We start from the raw sequence: 15,890 nt of genomic DNA on the forward strand, positions 1-15,890 counted from the left end.
GGCGAGGTCGCCATCGGCCTGTCCTTCGACACCACCTGCCACCAGATCAAGACCTCCGGCAAACCGGTCGAGGTGGTCTACGGCCGCATCACCCCGAACGTCTCGGAAGGCGGCGGTCTGGTCGCCGGCGGACCCAACCCCAAGGAAGGCAAGCTGTTCCTCGACTTCATGGCGAGCGAGGAGGCGGCGAAGGTGCTCGGCGGGCTGGTCGGCGCCACCGCCGTGCCGGGTTTCGGTCTGGTCGATCTGACCCGGATCAGCCTGTGGCAGATGCGCCGGCCGGTCGACATGGCCGCCTTCCGCCGCGACTTTTCCGCTCGCTTCACCCAGAACTGAGATGCACGCACCGCTCGCCACCTGCTCGGACGGCCGCAGTCTCGGCGCCGTCCGACCGCATCTCGAGATCCGCAACGCGGTCCGCCGCTTCGGCGCCACGACCGCCGTCGACGACGTGTCGCTGGAACTGGCGCGCGGCGAATTCGTCACGCTGCTCGGCGATTCCGGCTGCGGCAAGATCACGCTGCTGCGCATCGTCGCCGGCTTCACCGCACCGGACGCCGGCACGGTGGTCTGCGCCGGCACCGACGTCACGCGGCTGGCCCCGGCCGAGCGGCGGATGGGTTTCGTGTTCCAGTCCCATGCGCTGTTTCCGACCAAGACGGTCGCCCAGAACAGCGGCTTCTCGCCGACCATCGCCCGGCGGCCGCGACGCGAGATCGAAGACCGGGTGCGGGCGCCGGCGGCGCTGGTCGAGATCGAGCCGCTGCTCGGCCGTTTCCCCCACGAACTCTCCGGCGGTCAGCAACAGCGGGTGGCGCTCGCCCGCGCGCTCGCCGGCAATCCGGAAGTTCTGCTGCTCGACGAGCCGATGTCGGCGCTCGACGCGCGGATCCGGGCGCGGCTGCGCCAGGAGATCCGGGCTCTGGTCGGTCGTCTCGGGCTGACCACGCTCTACGTCACCCACGACCAGGAGGAGGCGCTGGCGTTGTCCTACCGGGTGGCGGTGATGCGGGCGGGGCGGATCGAACAGATCGGCACGCCGCGGCAGATCTATCATCACCCGGCCTCGCGCTTCGTCGCCGAATTCGTCGGCACCGCCAACCTGACGCTCGCCGCCCTGTCGGTGGTCTTCACCGTCGCCGCGGCGCTCGGCCTCGCCTATGCCGTCGACTGCGGCGGCGTCCGGCGTCCGGCGCTGGTGCGCTCGGTGGTCCTGATGCCCCTGGTGGCGCCGCCGGTGCTGATCGCCGCCGCCACGGTGATGCTGTTCGGCCGGCGCGGTCTCGTGACTCACGGGTTGCTCGACCACGGCCTCGGCCTGATCGACGCCGACGAGACCAACATCTACGGCCTGTTCGGGGTGGTCTTCGCCCAGGTCCTGTCCTTCCTGCCGGCGGCCTTCATCGTCCTCGACAACGTGTTGCGGCGCCAGAACGGCCGTGTCGACGAGGCCGCCGCCGGCCTCGGCGCCGATCGACGGCAGATCGTCGGGGGCGTGACGCTGCCGCTCGCCTGGCCGGGGATCCAGCGGGCGATCGTGCTGGTGTTCATCATGAGCCTCACCGACTTCGGCAATCCGTTGATCCTCGGCCGCGACACGCCGGTCCTCGCCGGGGTGGTCTATGACGAGATCACCGCCTTCCAGAACGTGCCGCTGGCCGCGGCGCTGTGCGTCTGGTTGATCGTGCCGGCGCTGGGGTCGCACCTCCTGCTCGAGCGGATCGGCGGCCGGCGCCGCTATGCCAGCCTCGAGGCGGCGGGCGCTTCCGAACTGGCCCTGCCGAGATCCTGGCGGATCGGCCTCGGCGCGCTCGCCGGCGTCGTCGCGGCGCTGGTGCTGACCATCTACGGCACCATGGTGCTCGGCGCCTTCGTCCGGGTGTGGGGGGTCGACTGGAGCCCGACGCTCGGCCATTTCGGGGGAAGCGGGGTCGACGTCGGCCTGCCCGGGACCGGTTACGGCAGTTCCGACCGCGGTCTCGCCACGGTCTGGGACAGCGTGGTGGTCGCCGGCATCGCCGGGCCGATCGGCGGGCTCCTCGGCGTGGTCGTCGCCCATGTGGTCGAACGCATCCGGCCGCCGGGCGGCGAACTGATCGCCTTCCTGGCGCTGGTCCCGGCGATCCTGCCCGGCATCGTCTTCGGCGTCGGCTACATCATCGCCTTCGAGCATTTCGGCGTGGTGCCGGACGCGGTGGTGCTCGGCAAGGCGCTGGGCGGCGGATTGTTGCCGATCGCCGCGGTGATCGCCGATCGGCGGATGGACGTCGCGCCGGATCTGAACCTCGGCCACTACACCCACGAGAAGAACCCGCTGACCACCCGCGTCGCGCTGGAGACGCTGCGGGTGATCGCGCGCGACGGTCTGGTCGAGCGTGCCGCCCGGCGCGGTCGACGGGCGCGCGCGCTGATCGACGCGCGCGCCGGGGCGGGCGGGCCGATCCGCGGGGTCCGCGGGCTCGGCCTCTTGTTGGCGGTGGAGCTCGATGAGGCGGCGTTTCCGGCGGATCGGCGATCACCGGCGCAGCGCGTGGTCGAGGCCTGTTTTCGGCACGGTCTGTCGACGACCACCAAGGGCGCGACGGCGATCGGCTTCTCGCCGCCGCTGATCATCGGCGAAGACGAAATCGCCGATGCGGTGGCGCGTCTGTTCGCCGCCGCCGTCGGGGCGAGCCGGGGGGTGTGAGGCGCCCTGCCGCGAGGGCGGGCGGGTCACTGCGGCGTCGCGAACCGAGGCGCCGGCGATCGAGCACGGATCTCGGAGGGTGACGTCGTCACTGCGATCTCTCTTTCCTCGTGATGCGGGCGAACAGCTCCTCCATCGAGGACGGCGGCTGCACGTCGAACACCGCTTCCAGCACCTCGCCCAACGCCGCGGGCGTCGACAGATCGCGTTCGGCGATGATTTCGCCATCGCGCGCCTCGACGACATATCGATTGTTGATCAGCTTGTGCCGTTGTTCCGCGCCGAGCCGCTCCATGATCAGCACATGTAGGAAAGGCGCCTTGGGGCTGGTCGAGGTGTACCAGTTTCCGAGTTCGTAATCCGACGGCAGCTGGGGTTCGAGATCGAAGACATACATCGTGCGCCATCCGCCCGGTCGGCGCGCCGCGAGTGTGTAGAGCCCTTCGGTTTGCGTCAGCAGAAACGTACCCATCCGCGTCCGTTGCTCGACGCCCGTCGTCAAGCGGAGAGGCGCGTCCATCAGGCAGGCGCCGAAGCCGACATCGGCGAGATAGGTCCCTTCGGGGACATCGATCTTCAGCAGCATATGGTCGCGCGGCCCGAGCGGACTGTCGGGCGGTGACAGCCAGCGGACGCGCGCGCCGAGGCCGGTCACCGCGAAGCCGATCCGTTCGAGGACGGCCTTGAACAAGGCGTTCTGCTCGAAGCAATAGCCGCCGCGCCGGCTCTGGACGAGCTTGGCCTCCAGCGACGGCAGATCGAGCAGGACGGGACGGCCCAGCAACGGGTCCACCCCTTCGAAGGGAATTGCGTCGACATGAGCGCCGTGAAGCGCCGTCAGTGTCGTGAGGTCGCTGTTCGACGATCCCTTGAAGCCGATCCGATCGAAATCTCGGCCGATGTCCATATGCGCCTCCACGTTCTCTGGTCGCCGATCATCTTCCATCAACGGTGATGCGATAGGTTTGGTGACAGGCGATACAGTTGTGCATCGTCTCGGCGAGCGCCTTGTTGATCTGCATGGCCGGCGCGCGTGCGGTCGCCTCGTCGGCGATCTGATCGAATCCGGTCCGCATGGATGCGATCATCGCTTTCCAGGCGTCGCTTTCCTTGGCGGCCAAGGTCGGCGGTCGGACGAGCGTGGTCGTCGCCTTGCGGCCGCGTGCCGCCGCCACACGCGCGACCTGATCCAGATCGCCCGAGCCGAGCCCCTCTTCGATCTCCGCCACGGCGGTCAAGAAGGATCGCATCTGAGTGAGGACGAAGATTCTCTCCGTTTCCGTCCGTTCGGTCGGCGCGCGGGTATCCGGCGAGTCGTCGGCACGGCTCGGACATGAAAGTCCACCGAGCAGGAGAAATTGGGCGATCACGATCGATGCGAGGTGATGGCGCATGGGGAAACTCTCCGGTTTTCGGCGCGCGGGCCGTTCTCGTAGGGATGGAAAGTTCAGGCGCCGAGGGCTCGCCGATCGGCAACCTGATCGGATCGATCGGCGTCGGCGCTCGTCGCCAGGGCTTCGAGGTCGGCAATCAGCGAACTCGCGCGCGCCTCCGCGGCGACGGCATCGCCCAGCGTTCCGGCGGCCCTGCGGAATTCCGGCTCGGTGAGGAGACGGGCGAGCGCGGCGCGGATCTCTTCGGTGGGGGCCGTCCGCGCGACCGCCAGGCCTGCGCCGCGCTCCACGATCCGCGCGGCGTTGTCGGCCTGATCGCGGCCATGGGGGATGACGAGCATCGGCAGCCGATGGACGAGCGTGGCCATGACCGTCCCGTGGCCGCCGTGGGTCACGACGAGCGCGGCATCCTTCAGAACCTGCAGATGCGGAGCGCTGCGAACCACGGCCGTGTTCTCGGCGGGCACCAATGCATCGGGTTCGATCGGACCACCCAGCGTCACGAGAAGGCGGACCGGCAGCGACGACGCGGCGTCGATCACCCGTTGCAGGACGCCGGCATGGTTCTGAAAGCTAGTGGAGAAGCCGACGACCACGAGCGGACGCGCGTCGTCTTTCTCCCAAGGCGAATGCCAGGTCTCGGCCCAGAGGGGATCGCCGAGGAGCGGGCCGGCGTAGCGCATGTTCGGCCGCAGCACCGCCTCCGCGAAATCGAAGGCCTCGGCGGTGCCGAGCCAGTGAACCGCGGCGGCATTCCATTGATCCGCCAAATGGTCGAGCGGCGCCAGACCGAACGATGCGCGTGCCGCGTTCAACGCCGGCAGAGCCGAATCGAAAACCGCATCGGTCTCCGCTCGCAAGGTCTCATGGACCGTCCGCTCCTCTTCGGTGCGCGCCGTGCCGAGGCCGGAGCCGAAGGGCGGGATCCCAGGCAGCGGAAAGAAGCTGATCATCGTACCGAGAAGCGCAAGTCTCTGGCCGATGGCTTCCGCGCCGAGTATCGGGCCGAGCAGCATGTCGAACGCGACGAGGAGATCGGCCGGTTCGCGCCGCAATTCGTCGATCGTATCCTCGGCATAAGCCTGCGCCGTGCCGGCCAGGAAACCGGCCACCATGCCGATGCCTTGCCTGTCGCTCACGCTCCAGTCGGGCGGATCGCCCTGCGGTGCGCGGTCGGTGCGGTTGGGCGCGCGACGCCAGGGCACGAACCGTGCGCCGACGGCTTCGGCATCGGGGCGGTTCACGCCGTCGCTCATGACGCGCACCGCGTGTCCCGCCGCGACGAGCCGACGGACGACCGGCATGACCGGCGAAACATTGCCGCCGAGGTGGGCCGTCGCGAACAGGAAATTCAATGGCTCTGGCTCGGTCATGGCGAAGTGCCCCCATTGGACGAGATCAGCGAGGCTTGGGCGAGAACCGCGTCGACGAGCATCTGGACGATCCGTGCCGCTTCGGCGCGCGATCGCTGCAGGTCCTGCCGCGCGAGCTTCCAGACATGGACGTCGGTTGCCGCGACGAGCGCGTCGAGCGTTCGCACGCGGTCCGAGGTCGATCGTCGTCCTGCCTGGAGCCTGTTCCGATCAGGCCGAAACAGCCCGATCGACGAGACTTCGTTCCGACGGAAACCGCTCTAGAGCCCGGTTGCCTCGAAGCCGGCCCGCAGATCCTCCGCTGTCATGCAGGGCGACAGCGTGACCTTGCAGCCCAGATCGAAAAACGGCTCTGCAATCACCACGCTCAGGCTCGGTTCCTTCATGTCGAAGACATAGAGGCCCGACCGCAGGCCGTTGTCGGTCGTGTAGTAGGCCGCCTCCGGCTTGAATTTCTCGATGAACGCGCCGATCGCCTTTTGCAGGGCGCCGGACTTGATCGCTTCGCTTCCGTCGTGCGCATCCAGATGAGTTCGCAGCATCATTCGCATTGTCCTGCCCTCCTGGGTCATGACTCGGAAAAGAGAAGTTCGGCCATGAGCCGGTGCGGAAGCCTGCGCCGATCCGCTTCGCAGCGTCGCGTGTGCTGTCGCGTGCCAAGTCGCGAGCGCGCCCGACCCGATGAGCACGAACCCGTCGGCGCGACGGAGTCGCGTCAGAGCGGCTTCGCGGTGTGCGACACCACGAGCCAACGACCGTCCTGTTTCCGAAGCACGTCGGTCTCGACGAAATCGGCCTCTCGCGCCTCCTGCGACTTGAAGCGCAGGCCGACGTGAACGATCCCGACCGCGTGGGCGATGGTGTCCGTCACGGTAATGTAGGGACCATCGGTCTGCTTGATGTCCACCCCGCTCAGGATCGTGAACACGGCCTCCCAGCGGCCTCTGACGGCGTCCCAGCCGACCGCAACCGTCTTGTCGCCGGGATTGACCAGCGTGACATCGGCTCCGTGCGACCAGACCTTTGCAATGGCGCCGACGTCGCGCGCGTGGATGGCCGCCTGACTCGCGTCGATGGCGGCCTTCACGTCCGCTTCCTGGGCCCCGACGTCGGACGGCCACGCGAGCGAGAGCAGGGCTGCGACAGACAAAGTGGCAGCAGCAACACGGTTGCGACCGGTCGTCTTCATGGGGTCCTCCTCCCAAATCCCGAATAGTCTCGATCGGGAAATAACAGGTCACCAGGAGGGGCGGTCGAAAAACATTGCGCCTATCGATCGTCCTCCGTAAAATCCCTCAAACGGGCGTATATCGGGGGGGGACGACGTTGGAACAAGCGGAGATCGAACGTCTCGTCGGCGGGCCACCGCGTCTTTCCTTGGCGGAGATCGGCGATCATCCGCGCATTTCCGAGGCACGTGAGGTCTTTCTCGACCGGTTACTAGGTCTATATAGCGGAGATCCTCATACGGTCAGGCTTCTGATCGAATCCGGGCGGTTTCTCGTCTATCACATAGCCGGCGTCCTCGATGCGGGCGTCGACCCGGCCCGTCGCGAGACCTGGCTCACGATCACGCGGCTCAAACAGGAAATGAGCCGCTTCGGCCTGGCGAGCGACCGCCACATCGACGGTCTGATCGCACGGCTGTGCTCGACCGGCTTCCTGGATCTGAAGCCCGCCGAACAGGACCGCCGCGTGCGCATCCTGAAGCCGACGGAAAAGCTGAAGGCGCACGACCGCGATTGGCTCGCCGCCCATGTTGCGCCGCTCGCCGTGCTCTATCCTGAGCACGACTATCGATCCGTCATGGATCGGGATCCGCAGTTTCACAGCCTCTATCGTCGGATCAGCATCGGCGTTCTGCCGCTCGCGGCTTCGCTGTTGCTGTCGCTCCCCGATACCATGCTGTTCTTCAATCACGCCGCCGGCGCCGTGGTACAGGCGGAACTGCTGCGGGCCGCCATGAGGGCACCGGACCATCCCGCCGCTGCCGTGCCTTACGCCGATGTGGGCAAGCGATTCGGCGTCTCCCTCACGCACGTCCGCCAATTGCTGATCGCGGCCGAGGCGGCGAGCCTCGTCCGGCTTCACGCCCGCGGTGGCCGCCGTGTCGAGATCCTGCCCCGGCAATGGGCGAGCTACGATCGCGGCATGGCGGTCGGCATGTATCTGCACGACCTGGTGTATGTCGCGACCGAGCGGGCGTCACGTGGCGCCGGTGCGGGGCAGCCGACGGTCGTGCGATAGTCCCGATCGAAGACATCGTTCCGATATGGTCGCGGGTTTGTCTGCGCATCGTGGAAGATCGGCGCGCCATCCGACGCGAAGTCCGCCCGGCGGGCCGCGTGTCGATGTGACCCGTGCCGCCGCCGAGACGATCAGGGCGCGGTCAGGAAGGGCAGGGCGCGATCGCGGTCGGACAGGGCTGCGACGGGCCGCGGCCAGGCGATGGCGAGGCGCGGGTCGAGCGGATTGACCCCGGTTTCGGCCGCCGGCGTGTGGGGCTGGTCGTGCAGATAGACGAGGCCGCAGTCGTCGGTGAGGGTCTGGAAGCCGTGGGCGCAGCCCTGGGGTATCAGCAGCGAGCGATCGCCGTCCTCGGCGAGCTCGACGCCGACCCATTGGAACCGGGTCGGCGAGTCGGGCCTCAGGTCCACCGCGACGTCGAAGATCTCACCGCGCAGGCAGGAGACCAGCTTGGTCTCGCTCCACGGTGCGCGTTGCAGGTGCATGCCGCGCACCGTGCCGGCGGCGCGGGTGACGGAATGATTGATCTGGCTGAGGACCGTCGGCCCGCCGAAGGCGGCGAATTCGTCGCGGCAGAACAGGCGAGCGAACGACCCGCGGGCATCGGCGAGGCGCAGGCGCTCGACGATCCGCACCCCGGCGATGCGGGTCTCGACGATGGTGAAGCGGGTCATGATCTCCTCCCTGTCGCCGCCGCGGGGCGGGGCCTCACGTCCGGCGTCGCCGCTTCAGCCGCCGCGTCCAGGCGAAGCGCAGCGCGGTGATCGGCCAGGCGAGGCGGAAGGCGAGGCGCTCGAGCCGGCTGCCGGCGCCCGCGAACTGCTCGTACATCGTCGCCTCGGCCAAGGTGGTGCGCACCGGCGGCGTGGCGCTGCGGGGGACGGGCGGGCGGTCGCGCTTGTAGAGGCGGCTCGGGCCGGCGCAGTCGATCGCACGGGTGGCGAGGCATTCGTGCAGCATCATCACGTCGCCGGGGGCGCCGAAGGTCATGAAGGCGTGCAGGGCTTCGGCGCGCAGCGCCTCGCGCGGGAACAGGCCGTAGATCGGATTGGCCTTGCCGAGGTAGCCCGGCTCGGTGGCGTAGACGAAGCGCCGCCACCACACCGGCCCGGTGAAGCGGATCGGATGGCCGTTGGCGTGATGTTTCATCGGCGCGCCGTCCCAGGTGACCATCTGCAGATGGCCGAAGGCGATCGCCCCGGTCCGCCGCACGTGGCGGACCATCGTCCCGAGCCAGTCCGCGTCGAGCCAGTCGTCGTGCGCCGCCCAGCGGAACAGCGGCGCCCGGGCCTTCTCCCATACGAACAGGAAGTTCGGGAGCGCGCCGATGTTGGCGTCCTGGCGGAAATAGCGGATCCGCGGGTCGGCGGCGGCGAAGGCCCGGCACAGCGCTTCGGTGCCGTCGGTCGAGGCATTGTCCGAGACGATCAGCTCGAAGTCGGGAAAATCCTGGGCGAGGATCGATCGCAGCGCCTGCTCGAGATGCGGCCCGCCGTTGTAGACCGGCATGCCGATGCTGACCGCCGGGGCGGCGGGCGGTTCGGAGGTGGCGGCGTCGGGTCGTGTCGCCTCGGTCATGCCCGCGCGTCCGTCTCGAACACCGTCAGGGTGGGCACGGCGACGACGAAGCGGCCGCCCCAGTCGGCGACGGTGGCGTTGGAGCGGCGGATCTCGTCGGCGAGGTTCCACGGCAGGATGACGATCCGGTCCGGGCGCGCCACCGCGAGATGCTCGGGGGCGAGGACCGGGATGTGGCTGCCCGGGGTCAGCTTGCCCTGTTTGACCGGGTTGCGGTCGACGACGAAGGCGACGTCGGCGGCGGTGGCGCCGCAGACGCTCAAGAAGGTGTTGCCCTTGGCCGCCGCGCCATAGGCCGCGACCGTCAGGCCGCGGCGCTTGGCATCGTCGAGGAAGGTGCGGAAGGCCGCGGCGACCGCGGCGATCTTGCCGTCGAACTGCGCGTAGGTCGCCGGATCGGCGAGACCGAAGGCGATCTCGGCGTCGCGCAGGCGCCGAAACCGGTCGTCGACCGGGCGCGCACCGCCGGCGTGCTGGACGAAGACGCGCACCGATCCGCCGTGGGTCGGCAGTTCCTCGACGTCGAAGATCGCCAAGCCCGCGCCGGCGAGGATCCGCTCGACCGCCAGCATGGAGAGGTAGGAATAGTGCTCGTGGTAGATCGTGTCGAACTGCAGGCCCTCGATCAGCCGCAGGAGATGAGGAAACTCGAAGGTCGCGACGCCCGTGGGAGCGAGCAGCGTGGCGAAGCCGGCGACGAAGTCGGCGATGTCGGGGACATGGGCGAGCACGTTGTTGGCGGCGATCAGATCGGCGCGCCGGCCTTCGGCGACCAGATCGGCGGCGGTCGTCTGCCCGAAGAAACGGACCAGCGTCGGCACGCCCTTGGCTTCGGCGATCGCCGCGGCATTGGCGGCCGGCTCGATGCCGAGCACCGGGATCTGCCGCTCGACGAAATACTGCAGGAGATAGCCGTCGTTCGAGGCGATCTCGACCACCAGGGAGCGCTCATCGAGGCCGAAGCGGTCGATCATCGCTTCGGTATAGGCCTTGGCATGGGCGAGCCAGCTCGACGAATAGGACGAGAGATAGGCGTAGTCGCCGGTGAAGATGCTCTCGGCCGGCACCGTCTCGGTGGTCTGGACCAGGAGACAGACGTCGCAGACCATCACCTTCAGCGGGAAGATCGGCTCGGCGGCGATCCGCGCCGGGTCGTCGGCGGGCAGGAAGGCGTTGGACAGCGGCGTCCGGCCGAGGTCGGCGAAGACGGTTTCGAGCGGGCGGGAACAGTGGCGGCAGAGGACGGTCATCGGCTCACGGCCCTTCCATGAAGGCATCGATCTGGGCGCGCGTGACGGCGAGCGGCGGCCGTCCGGCGCGCCAGTCGGCGTACCACGCGGCCGTGCGCTCGACGATCGCCGGCGCGTCGAGGCGCGGCCGCCAGCCGAGCGTGGTCACGGCCAGGGCGGGGTCGAGGTGGAGGCGGTTCATCTCGCGGGGCTGGTCTTCGGCCGACACGTGGTCCCAGGCCGGGGCGAGGCCGAGCGCCGCCTGGACCGCCGAGGCGAGGCGGCCGACCGGCATCGGCGCCTCGTCGGCGAGCGGGCCGAAATTGAGCGCGCCGACCGTCGTCCGGCCGGCCGCCAGCGCCTCGACATAGAGGAAATAGCCGGCGAGGCAGTCGAGCACGTGCTGCCAGGGGCGGGTCGCCTGCGGATTGCGGATCGCCAAGTCGCGGCCGGCCAACGCGGCGCGGACCACGTCGGGGACCAGCCGGTCGGCGGAGAAGTCGCCGCCGCCGAGCACGTTGCCGCCGCGCGCGGTGGCGATCCGCGCATCGTGGCCGGCGAACAGCGAAGCGCGATAGGCGGCGACGACGTGTTCGGCCGCCGCCTTCGACGCCGAATAGGGGTCGTGGCCGCCGAGCCGGTCGTCCTCGCGGAAGGTCCGGCCGGATTCGTCGTTGTGGTAGACCTTGTCGGTGGTGACGATCAGGGCGACTGCGACCGAAGGCACCTGCCGCACCGCGTCGAGCAGGTGGACGGTGCCCATGACGTTGACCTCGAAGGTCTCGGTCGGCCGCTCGAAACTGCGTCGGACCAGCGGCTGGGCGGCCATGTGCAGGACGACGTCCGGCGCGGCGGCAGCGAGCGCTCCGGCGAGGGCGCGGGCGTCGCGGATGTCGGCGATGGTCTCGCCGGCGAGGCCGGCGGCGCCGACCAGATGGTGCAGCGCCGGATCGCTCTCGGGGGTGAGCGCATAGCCGTGCACTTCGGCCCCGAGCCGCGACAGCCACAGCCGCGCCCAGGTGCCCTTGAACCCGGTGTGGCCGGTCAGGAACACCCGGCGGCCGGCCCAGAACGCCGGGTCGGGACGCGGACCCGAGGGCGGCGCGGCGCTCACGCCCAGACCTTCCATGGCGCCTTCCCCCGTTCCCACAGCTCCTCGAGTTGGTTCTTGTCGCGCAGCGTGTCCATCGGCCGCCAGAAGCCGTCGTGATCGAAGGCCGCGAGCTCACCGTCGGTGGTGAGGCCCTCGAGCGGGCCGCCTTCGAAGGTGGTGCGGTCGCCCTCGATGCGGTCGAGGATCGACGGTTCGAGCACGAAGAAGCCGCCGTTGATGCGGCCGTTGTCGCCGGCCGGCTTCTCGACGAAGGACAGCACGCGGCCGTTGTCGACCGACAGCGCGCCGTAGCGGCCGGGCGGCACGACGCTGGTCACCGTCGCCGCCCGACCCTGGGCGCGATGGAAGGCGACCAGGGCGCCGATGTCGACGTCGGCCACGCCGTCGCCGTAGGTCAGGCAGAAGGGGCCGTCGATATGGGCGGCGACGCGCTTGATGCGGCCGCCGGTCAAGGTGTCGAGGCCGGTGTCGACCAGGGTCACCCGCCAGGGCTCGGCGTGATTGGCATGATAGGTGGTCTCGCCGGTCTTCATGTCGAAGGTGACGTCCGACGAGTGCAGGATGTAGTTGGAGAAATATTCCTTGATCATGTAGCCGCGATAGCCCAGGCAGATCACGAAGTCGTTGAAGCCGTAGTGGCTGTAGATCTTCATGATGTGCCAGAGGATCGGCTTGCCGCCGATCTCGATCATCGGCTTGGGCCTGAGATGGCTCTCCTCGGAGATGCGCGTGCCGTAACCGCCGGCGAGAATCACGACCTTCATCTCGGAGCCTCTTCGCGTGCCGCGGTGCGTCGCCGGGCGGCGGATCAACGCGTCTGTTTCAGGAGGTAGCCGCCGTGGGACGACGAGAACACCAGCTTGCCGTTGATCACCGGATCGACCACGAAGTCGTCGCGTTCGGCGAGGAACAGGCGGGCGGCGGTCAGCGGATCGTCGCCCGGGGTCCAGGTCTTGGAGCGGGTGATCGACTGGCCTTCGTGGAGATGGCCGACCACGGTGTCGGCGACGATCAGATAGCATCCGTCGGAGACGAGATCGCCATAGGCGCGGCACTCGGCCAGGACGTGGTCGCGGGAGTGATCGCTGTCGAGGACGACCATCACCCGGGCGCCGGCGGGAATCGCCTCGCGGACCTTGCGGATCACCTCCGGGTCGGTCGAGCCGCCCTCGATCAGGGTGATGTAGGACGCCAGCGGGTGGCTCTCGATGGTGTCGCGGTTGTGGGCGCGGATGTCGATGTCGATGCCGATGACCTTGCCGTCGCGGCGGCCGGTCGCGGCGAGGATCGACGCCATGAACACCAGCGAGCCGCCGCGCGCCACGCCGGTCTCGACGATCACGTCGGGACGGGTGTTCCAGATGACCTCCTGGGTCGCGACGATGTCGGGCGGGATCTGGATGATCGGCACCCCCAACCACGACCACAGGTAGGAATAATCGAAACCGTTCATATGGACGAAGAATTCGGTGGCGCGGTCGAGGGTCTCCCGATCGCCGCCGAGGCGCCGGCAGAGCTCCGCCTTGTTCGCCTCGAACTCGCTCCTGTCGTCGTGCGTCGTCATCTCATCCCCATCGAGTCGCCGTGACCGGTCGCCGTCCGTCTTGCCACGAAGCCTAGGGCTTCGTCTTCCTGGTGATCGAGATCGACACCTCGTAGGTTTCGTCGCCGTCGACGAAGCGGGCGGAGGGGTATCCCGTGAAGGTGCGGGCGCGCAGCAGATCGAACAGATCGCGGGCGCGGTAGGCCGAATCGAGATCGATCAGCGACGCCGGCTCGAGTTCTCGCGCCAGATGAAGGCGACCCTGCGACAGATCCTGTTCGATCGCTTCGACGGTGCCGCTGCGGATCGAGCCGTAACAGGTCTGGAACAGGGTGACGATCTCCCGCGTCGCGGCGCGATGGAGAGTTTCCCCGGTATCCTCCCAGCCGTAGGGAATCCGGGTCTGACCGACCACCGCGCCGTTGTCGATCCCGGTGGTGACCCGGTGGAGGCTGACGCCGAAGGGCGTCCTCTCGACGATCGCCCAGAAGTTCGGGTGTTTGCCGCGGCCGAAGGGGAGGAGGCTCGGGTGGGTGTTGAAGAAGCCGCCGGTCGCCGTCGCCAGCGCCGCGGCGCTCAGGATGCGCGGCCACCAGATCAGGAACCCGAGATCGAATGCGGCGGCGCGGCGCCCGGCGGCGATCTCCTGCGCCCACACCGCTTCGGTGATCACCGCGATCCCGGCCGCCGAACAAGCGGCGTGGATGGCGTTTTCCGCGGTGGTCACAACCAGGGCGAGGTCGTCGGCGTGACGGGCGATCAGCCAATCGATCAGGGTGGCTCCGACCGGTCCGTCGGCGAGGACGACGGCCCTCATCGCAGGCACTCGCGGATCACGTCGCACACCCGCTCGATCTCGCCGTCGGTCATGTCGTGATGGCTCGGCAGATTGATGGCGCGGCCGGGGAGGTCCCAGGCGACGGTGTTGTCCGGACGATCGTCGAACGACGGCAGCGAACTGAGCGGCCAGAAGAACACCCGGGCGTCGATGTTCTCCGCCGCAAAGGCCGCCTGCAGCGCTTCGCGGGTGACGCCGGTCTGCCGGTCGAATACCACCGTCGGCATCCAGAAGCCGTTGACCGTGCCGGCCGGTTCGGGATTGAGGGCGATGCCGTTCAGCGCGCCGAGCCGGTCGCGATAGGCCCGGAAGATCGCCCGCTTGCGGTCGACCAACTCGTCGATCCGCTCGATCTGGCCGAGACCGAGCGCCGCCTGGATGTTCGACATCTTGTATTTGAAGCCGACCTCGTCGGCCCAGAACTGCTTGGCCTGCCCGCGCGCCCGGCCGTGGTTGGACAGCGTCAGGACCTTCTCGTAGAGGGCGGCGTCACGGGTCACGAACATGCCGCCTTCGCCGGTGGTCACCGTCTTGGTGCCGTGGAAGGAGAAGGCGCCGAAGGCCCCGAGCGAGCCGGCGCGGGCGCCGCGCCACACCGAGCCGATGGCTTCCGCGGCGTCCTCGACGATCGCCACGCCGCGGCGCGCGCCGATCTCGGCGAGCGCGTCCATGTCGCAGAGATTGCCGTAGAGGTGGACGGCGAGGATCACCTTGGTCCGCGGGGTGATCGCGGCTTCGGCCCTCTCGGGATCGATGCACCAGCTGTCGGGGCGCACGTCGACGAACACCGGGGTGGCTCCGAGGTGGACGATCGGCGCGGCCGAGGCGATCCAGTTGGTGTCGGCGAGGATCACCTCGTCGCCGGGCCCGACCCCGAGGGCGGCCAACCCCATGTGCAGGGCGCCGGTGCAGCTCGACGTGGCGATGGCGTGGGGGACGCCGAGGTGGTCGCGGAAGGCGGCTTCGAAGCGGTGGAGATAGTCGTAGCAGCGCTCGCCCCAGCCATGGGCGGCGGCGTCGGTCGCGTAGGCGATCTCGCGATCGGTGATCGACGGCTTGGTGTAGAGGATGCGCGGCTTCATGACGTGCGATCTGGCACGGCTCCGCGCGCCTTGTCCATGGGGAAGCGGCGTGCGCGGGGCGATCCGTTCGGCGGGGGCCGTGGGTCCGGACGCCCCCTCGTGCCGGCCCTCCGAGCCGTCGATCACCCACCCGGCGATCCGTACCGCCGTTCGGATCTGCGCCTTCGGCCCGGATGTCTCGGGCTCCGAGCCGAGCAGTCCCTTTCGACGAGGCACCCGTCCAACGCCACGCAACCGCCCTTCTGCCGTCGCTGCGGAATGATGCGAAGCGCGTCGACGGCCACGGGGGTGCGGTCTGCCGCGTCGCATCCGTGCGGTGAAGCGTCCCTGGTGGATCTGAGGGTCTCGCCGCCCGGCGCTCGATTTGCCTCGAATTGGACGGCGGCGGAGCCGGTTCCGCCCTTCCTGGGCAGACCCTCGCCGCAGACCCTCGCCGCCGACCCTCGCGGCAGAGGCCGACGGCTTTCTCCGCGCTGCACGTTATAGGGCACGATCACCGAACCGCATAAAATGAAGGCAGATGCGCTCGGGTCGTGCCGCAGTCTCGAGCTCCGCCCACTGCGGAGGCGACCCCGTACCCCGAGCGGCCCTGCCCGAACCGAGCAATTTCGCCGTGAATCGTCCGTCGGGTGCGGCTGGCACGGAACCTGCGAAGGAGTGCTCGGTCAACGACGACCCACCGTCCGCAGTTCGAGCCCAGTGTCGGGCCTCGAAGAACGGGGACGCACCCCTCGGCCCACTCCGGCTCGCGCCGCGAGACCGGCGACGACGAGAGCGGTGCCGGGTCGTCGACGCGCAGTGCAAGC

17 protein-coding genes are annotated in these 15,890 nt (G+C 69.0%); 3 read left to right on the forward strand and 14 right to left on the reverse strand.

Annotated elements, in window-relative coordinates; genetic code table 11:
- Window positions 1-72: 72 nt before the first annotated feature.
- Window positions 73-336 carry a hypothetical protein gene (locus EYW49_RS09975; RefSeq protein WP_228259556.1) on the forward strand — a complete coding sequence of 88 codons (264 nt, stop codon included), beginning with the start codon at window positions 73-75 and terminating at the stop codon, window positions 334-336.
- A gap of 1 nt (window position 337) precedes the next feature.
- A complete protein-coding gene (locus EYW49_RS09980; RefSeq protein WP_131309066.1) occupies window positions 338-2,686 on the forward strand; it encodes an aminotransferase class III-fold pyridoxal phosphate-dependent enzyme in 2,349 nt (782 codons plus the stop codon).
- A gap of 88 nt (window positions 2,687-2,774) precedes the next feature.
- On the opposite strand, the gene EYW49_RS09985 is transcribed toward EYW49_RS09980, so the two are convergent.
- The 6 genes from EYW49_RS09985 to EYW49_RS10005 all read right to left on the reverse strand — a co-directional run bounded on the left by EYW49_RS09985 (window position 2,775) and on the right by EYW49_RS10005 (window position 6,642).
- The gene (locus EYW49_RS09985) at window positions 2,775-3,593 is read right to left on the reverse strand and encodes an arylamine N-acetyltransferase family protein (protein ID WP_131309069.1); all 819 of its coding nucleotides are present in this window, start codon (window positions 3,591-3,593) and stop codon (window positions 2,775-2,777) included.
- 28 nt (window positions 3,594-3,621) lie between these two features.
- Window positions 3,622-4,080, reverse strand: coding sequence for a cytochrome c (locus tag EYW49_RS09990; RefSeq protein WP_131309072.1), 459 nt, complete (start codon window positions 4,078-4,080; stop codon window positions 3,622-3,624).
- Between the two features lie 53 nt (window positions 4,081-4,133).
- A complete protein-coding gene (locus EYW49_RS09995) occupies window positions 4,134-5,453 on the reverse strand; it encodes a nucleotide disphospho-sugar-binding domain-containing protein (RefSeq protein ID WP_131309075.1) in 1,320 nt (439 codons plus the stop codon).
- On the reverse strand, window positions 5,450-5,620 hold the full coding sequence (locus EYW49_RS22985; protein WP_165498200.1) for a hypothetical protein: 171 nt from the start codon (window positions 5,618-5,620) through the stop codon (window positions 5,450-5,452). The genes EYW49_RS09995 and EYW49_RS22985 overlap by 4 nt, the downstream gene beginning before the upstream one ends.
- A 93-nt stretch (window positions 5,621-5,713) precedes the next feature.
- Window positions 5,714-5,998 (reverse strand): hypothetical protein, encoded by a 285-nt coding sequence (locus tag EYW49_RS10000; protein WP_131309078.1) that lies wholly within the window; start codon window positions 5,996-5,998, stop codon window positions 5,714-5,716.
- Window positions 5,999-6,168: 170 nt separating this feature from the next.
- On the reverse strand, window positions 6,169-6,642 hold the full coding sequence (locus EYW49_RS10005) for a YybH family protein (RefSeq protein ID WP_131309081.1): 474 nt from the start codon (window positions 6,640-6,642) through the stop codon (window positions 6,169-6,171).
- A 137-nt stretch (window positions 6,643-6,779) separates the two neighbouring features.
- On the opposite strand from EYW49_RS10005, the gene EYW49_RS10010 reads away from it, so the two are divergent.
- Window positions 6,780-7,700, forward strand: coding sequence for a hypothetical protein (locus EYW49_RS10010; RefSeq protein WP_131309084.1), 921 nt, complete (start codon window positions 6,780-6,782; stop codon window positions 7,698-7,700).
- Window positions 7,701-7,831: 131 nt separating this feature from the next.
- Here the strand turns inward: EYW49_RS10010 and EYW49_RS10015 are convergent, their stop codons facing one another.
- From EYW49_RS10015 to EYW49_RS10050, 8 genes are read right to left on the reverse strand one after another with little or no spacing between them, the layout of a single operon-like run.
- On the reverse strand, window positions 7,832-8,374 hold the full coding sequence (locus EYW49_RS10015) for a dTDP-4-dehydrorhamnose 3,5-epimerase family protein (RefSeq protein WP_131309087.1): 543 nt from the start codon (window positions 8,372-8,374) through the stop codon (window positions 7,832-7,834).
- Between the two features lie 34 nt (window positions 8,375-8,408).
- A complete protein-coding gene (locus EYW49_RS10020; RefSeq protein WP_131309090.1) occupies window positions 8,409-9,278 on the reverse strand; it encodes a glycosyltransferase family 2 protein in 870 nt (289 codons plus the stop codon).
- Window positions 9,275-10,528 carry a class I SAM-dependent methyltransferase gene (locus EYW49_RS10025; RefSeq protein WP_131309093.1) on the reverse strand — a complete coding sequence of 418 codons (1,254 nt, stop codon included), beginning with the start codon at window positions 10,526-10,528 and terminating at the stop codon, window positions 9,275-9,277. The genes EYW49_RS10020 and EYW49_RS10025 overlap by 4 nt, the downstream gene beginning before the upstream one ends.
- A gap of 4 nt (window positions 10,529-10,532) precedes the next feature.
- Window positions 10,533-11,621: a CDP-glucose 4,6-dehydratase gene (gene rfbG, locus EYW49_RS10030; protein ID WP_228259557.1), complete on the reverse strand. Its 1,089-nt coding sequence runs from the start codon at window positions 11,619-11,621 to the stop codon at window positions 10,533-10,535.
- Complete coding sequence (gene rfbF / locus EYW49_RS10035; RefSeq protein ID WP_131309099.1) at window positions 11,618-12,385, reverse strand: glucose-1-phosphate cytidylyltransferase; 768 nt, start codon at window positions 12,383-12,385, stop codon at window positions 11,618-11,620. Before rfbF ends, rfbG begins: the two co-directional genes overlap by 4 nt.
- Before the next feature lie 44 nt (window positions 12,386-12,429).
- Window positions 12,430-13,185: a cephalosporin hydroxylase family protein gene (locus tag EYW49_RS10040; protein ID WP_131309102.1), complete on the reverse strand. Its 756-nt coding sequence runs from the start codon at window positions 13,183-13,185 to the stop codon at window positions 12,430-12,432.
- 52 nt (window positions 13,186-13,237) lie between these two features.
- Entirely contained in the window at window positions 13,238-13,981 is a 744-nt protein-coding gene (locus EYW49_RS10045) for a formyltransferase family protein (protein ID WP_131309105.1), read from the reverse strand.
- On the reverse strand, window positions 13,978-15,084 hold the full coding sequence (locus EYW49_RS10050) for a DegT/DnrJ/EryC1/StrS family aminotransferase (RefSeq protein WP_131309108.1): 1,107 nt from the start codon (window positions 15,082-15,084) through the stop codon (window positions 13,978-13,980). Before EYW49_RS10050 ends, EYW49_RS10045 begins: the two co-directional genes overlap by 4 nt.
- Window positions 15,085-15,890 lie beyond the last annotated feature (806 nt).

It is taken from the genome of Siculibacillus lacustris, assembly GCF_004328075.1.
GTDB classification, from domain to species: domain Bacteria; phylum Pseudomonadota; class Alphaproteobacteria; order Rhizobiales; family Ancalomicrobiaceae; genus Siculibacillus; species Siculibacillus lacustris.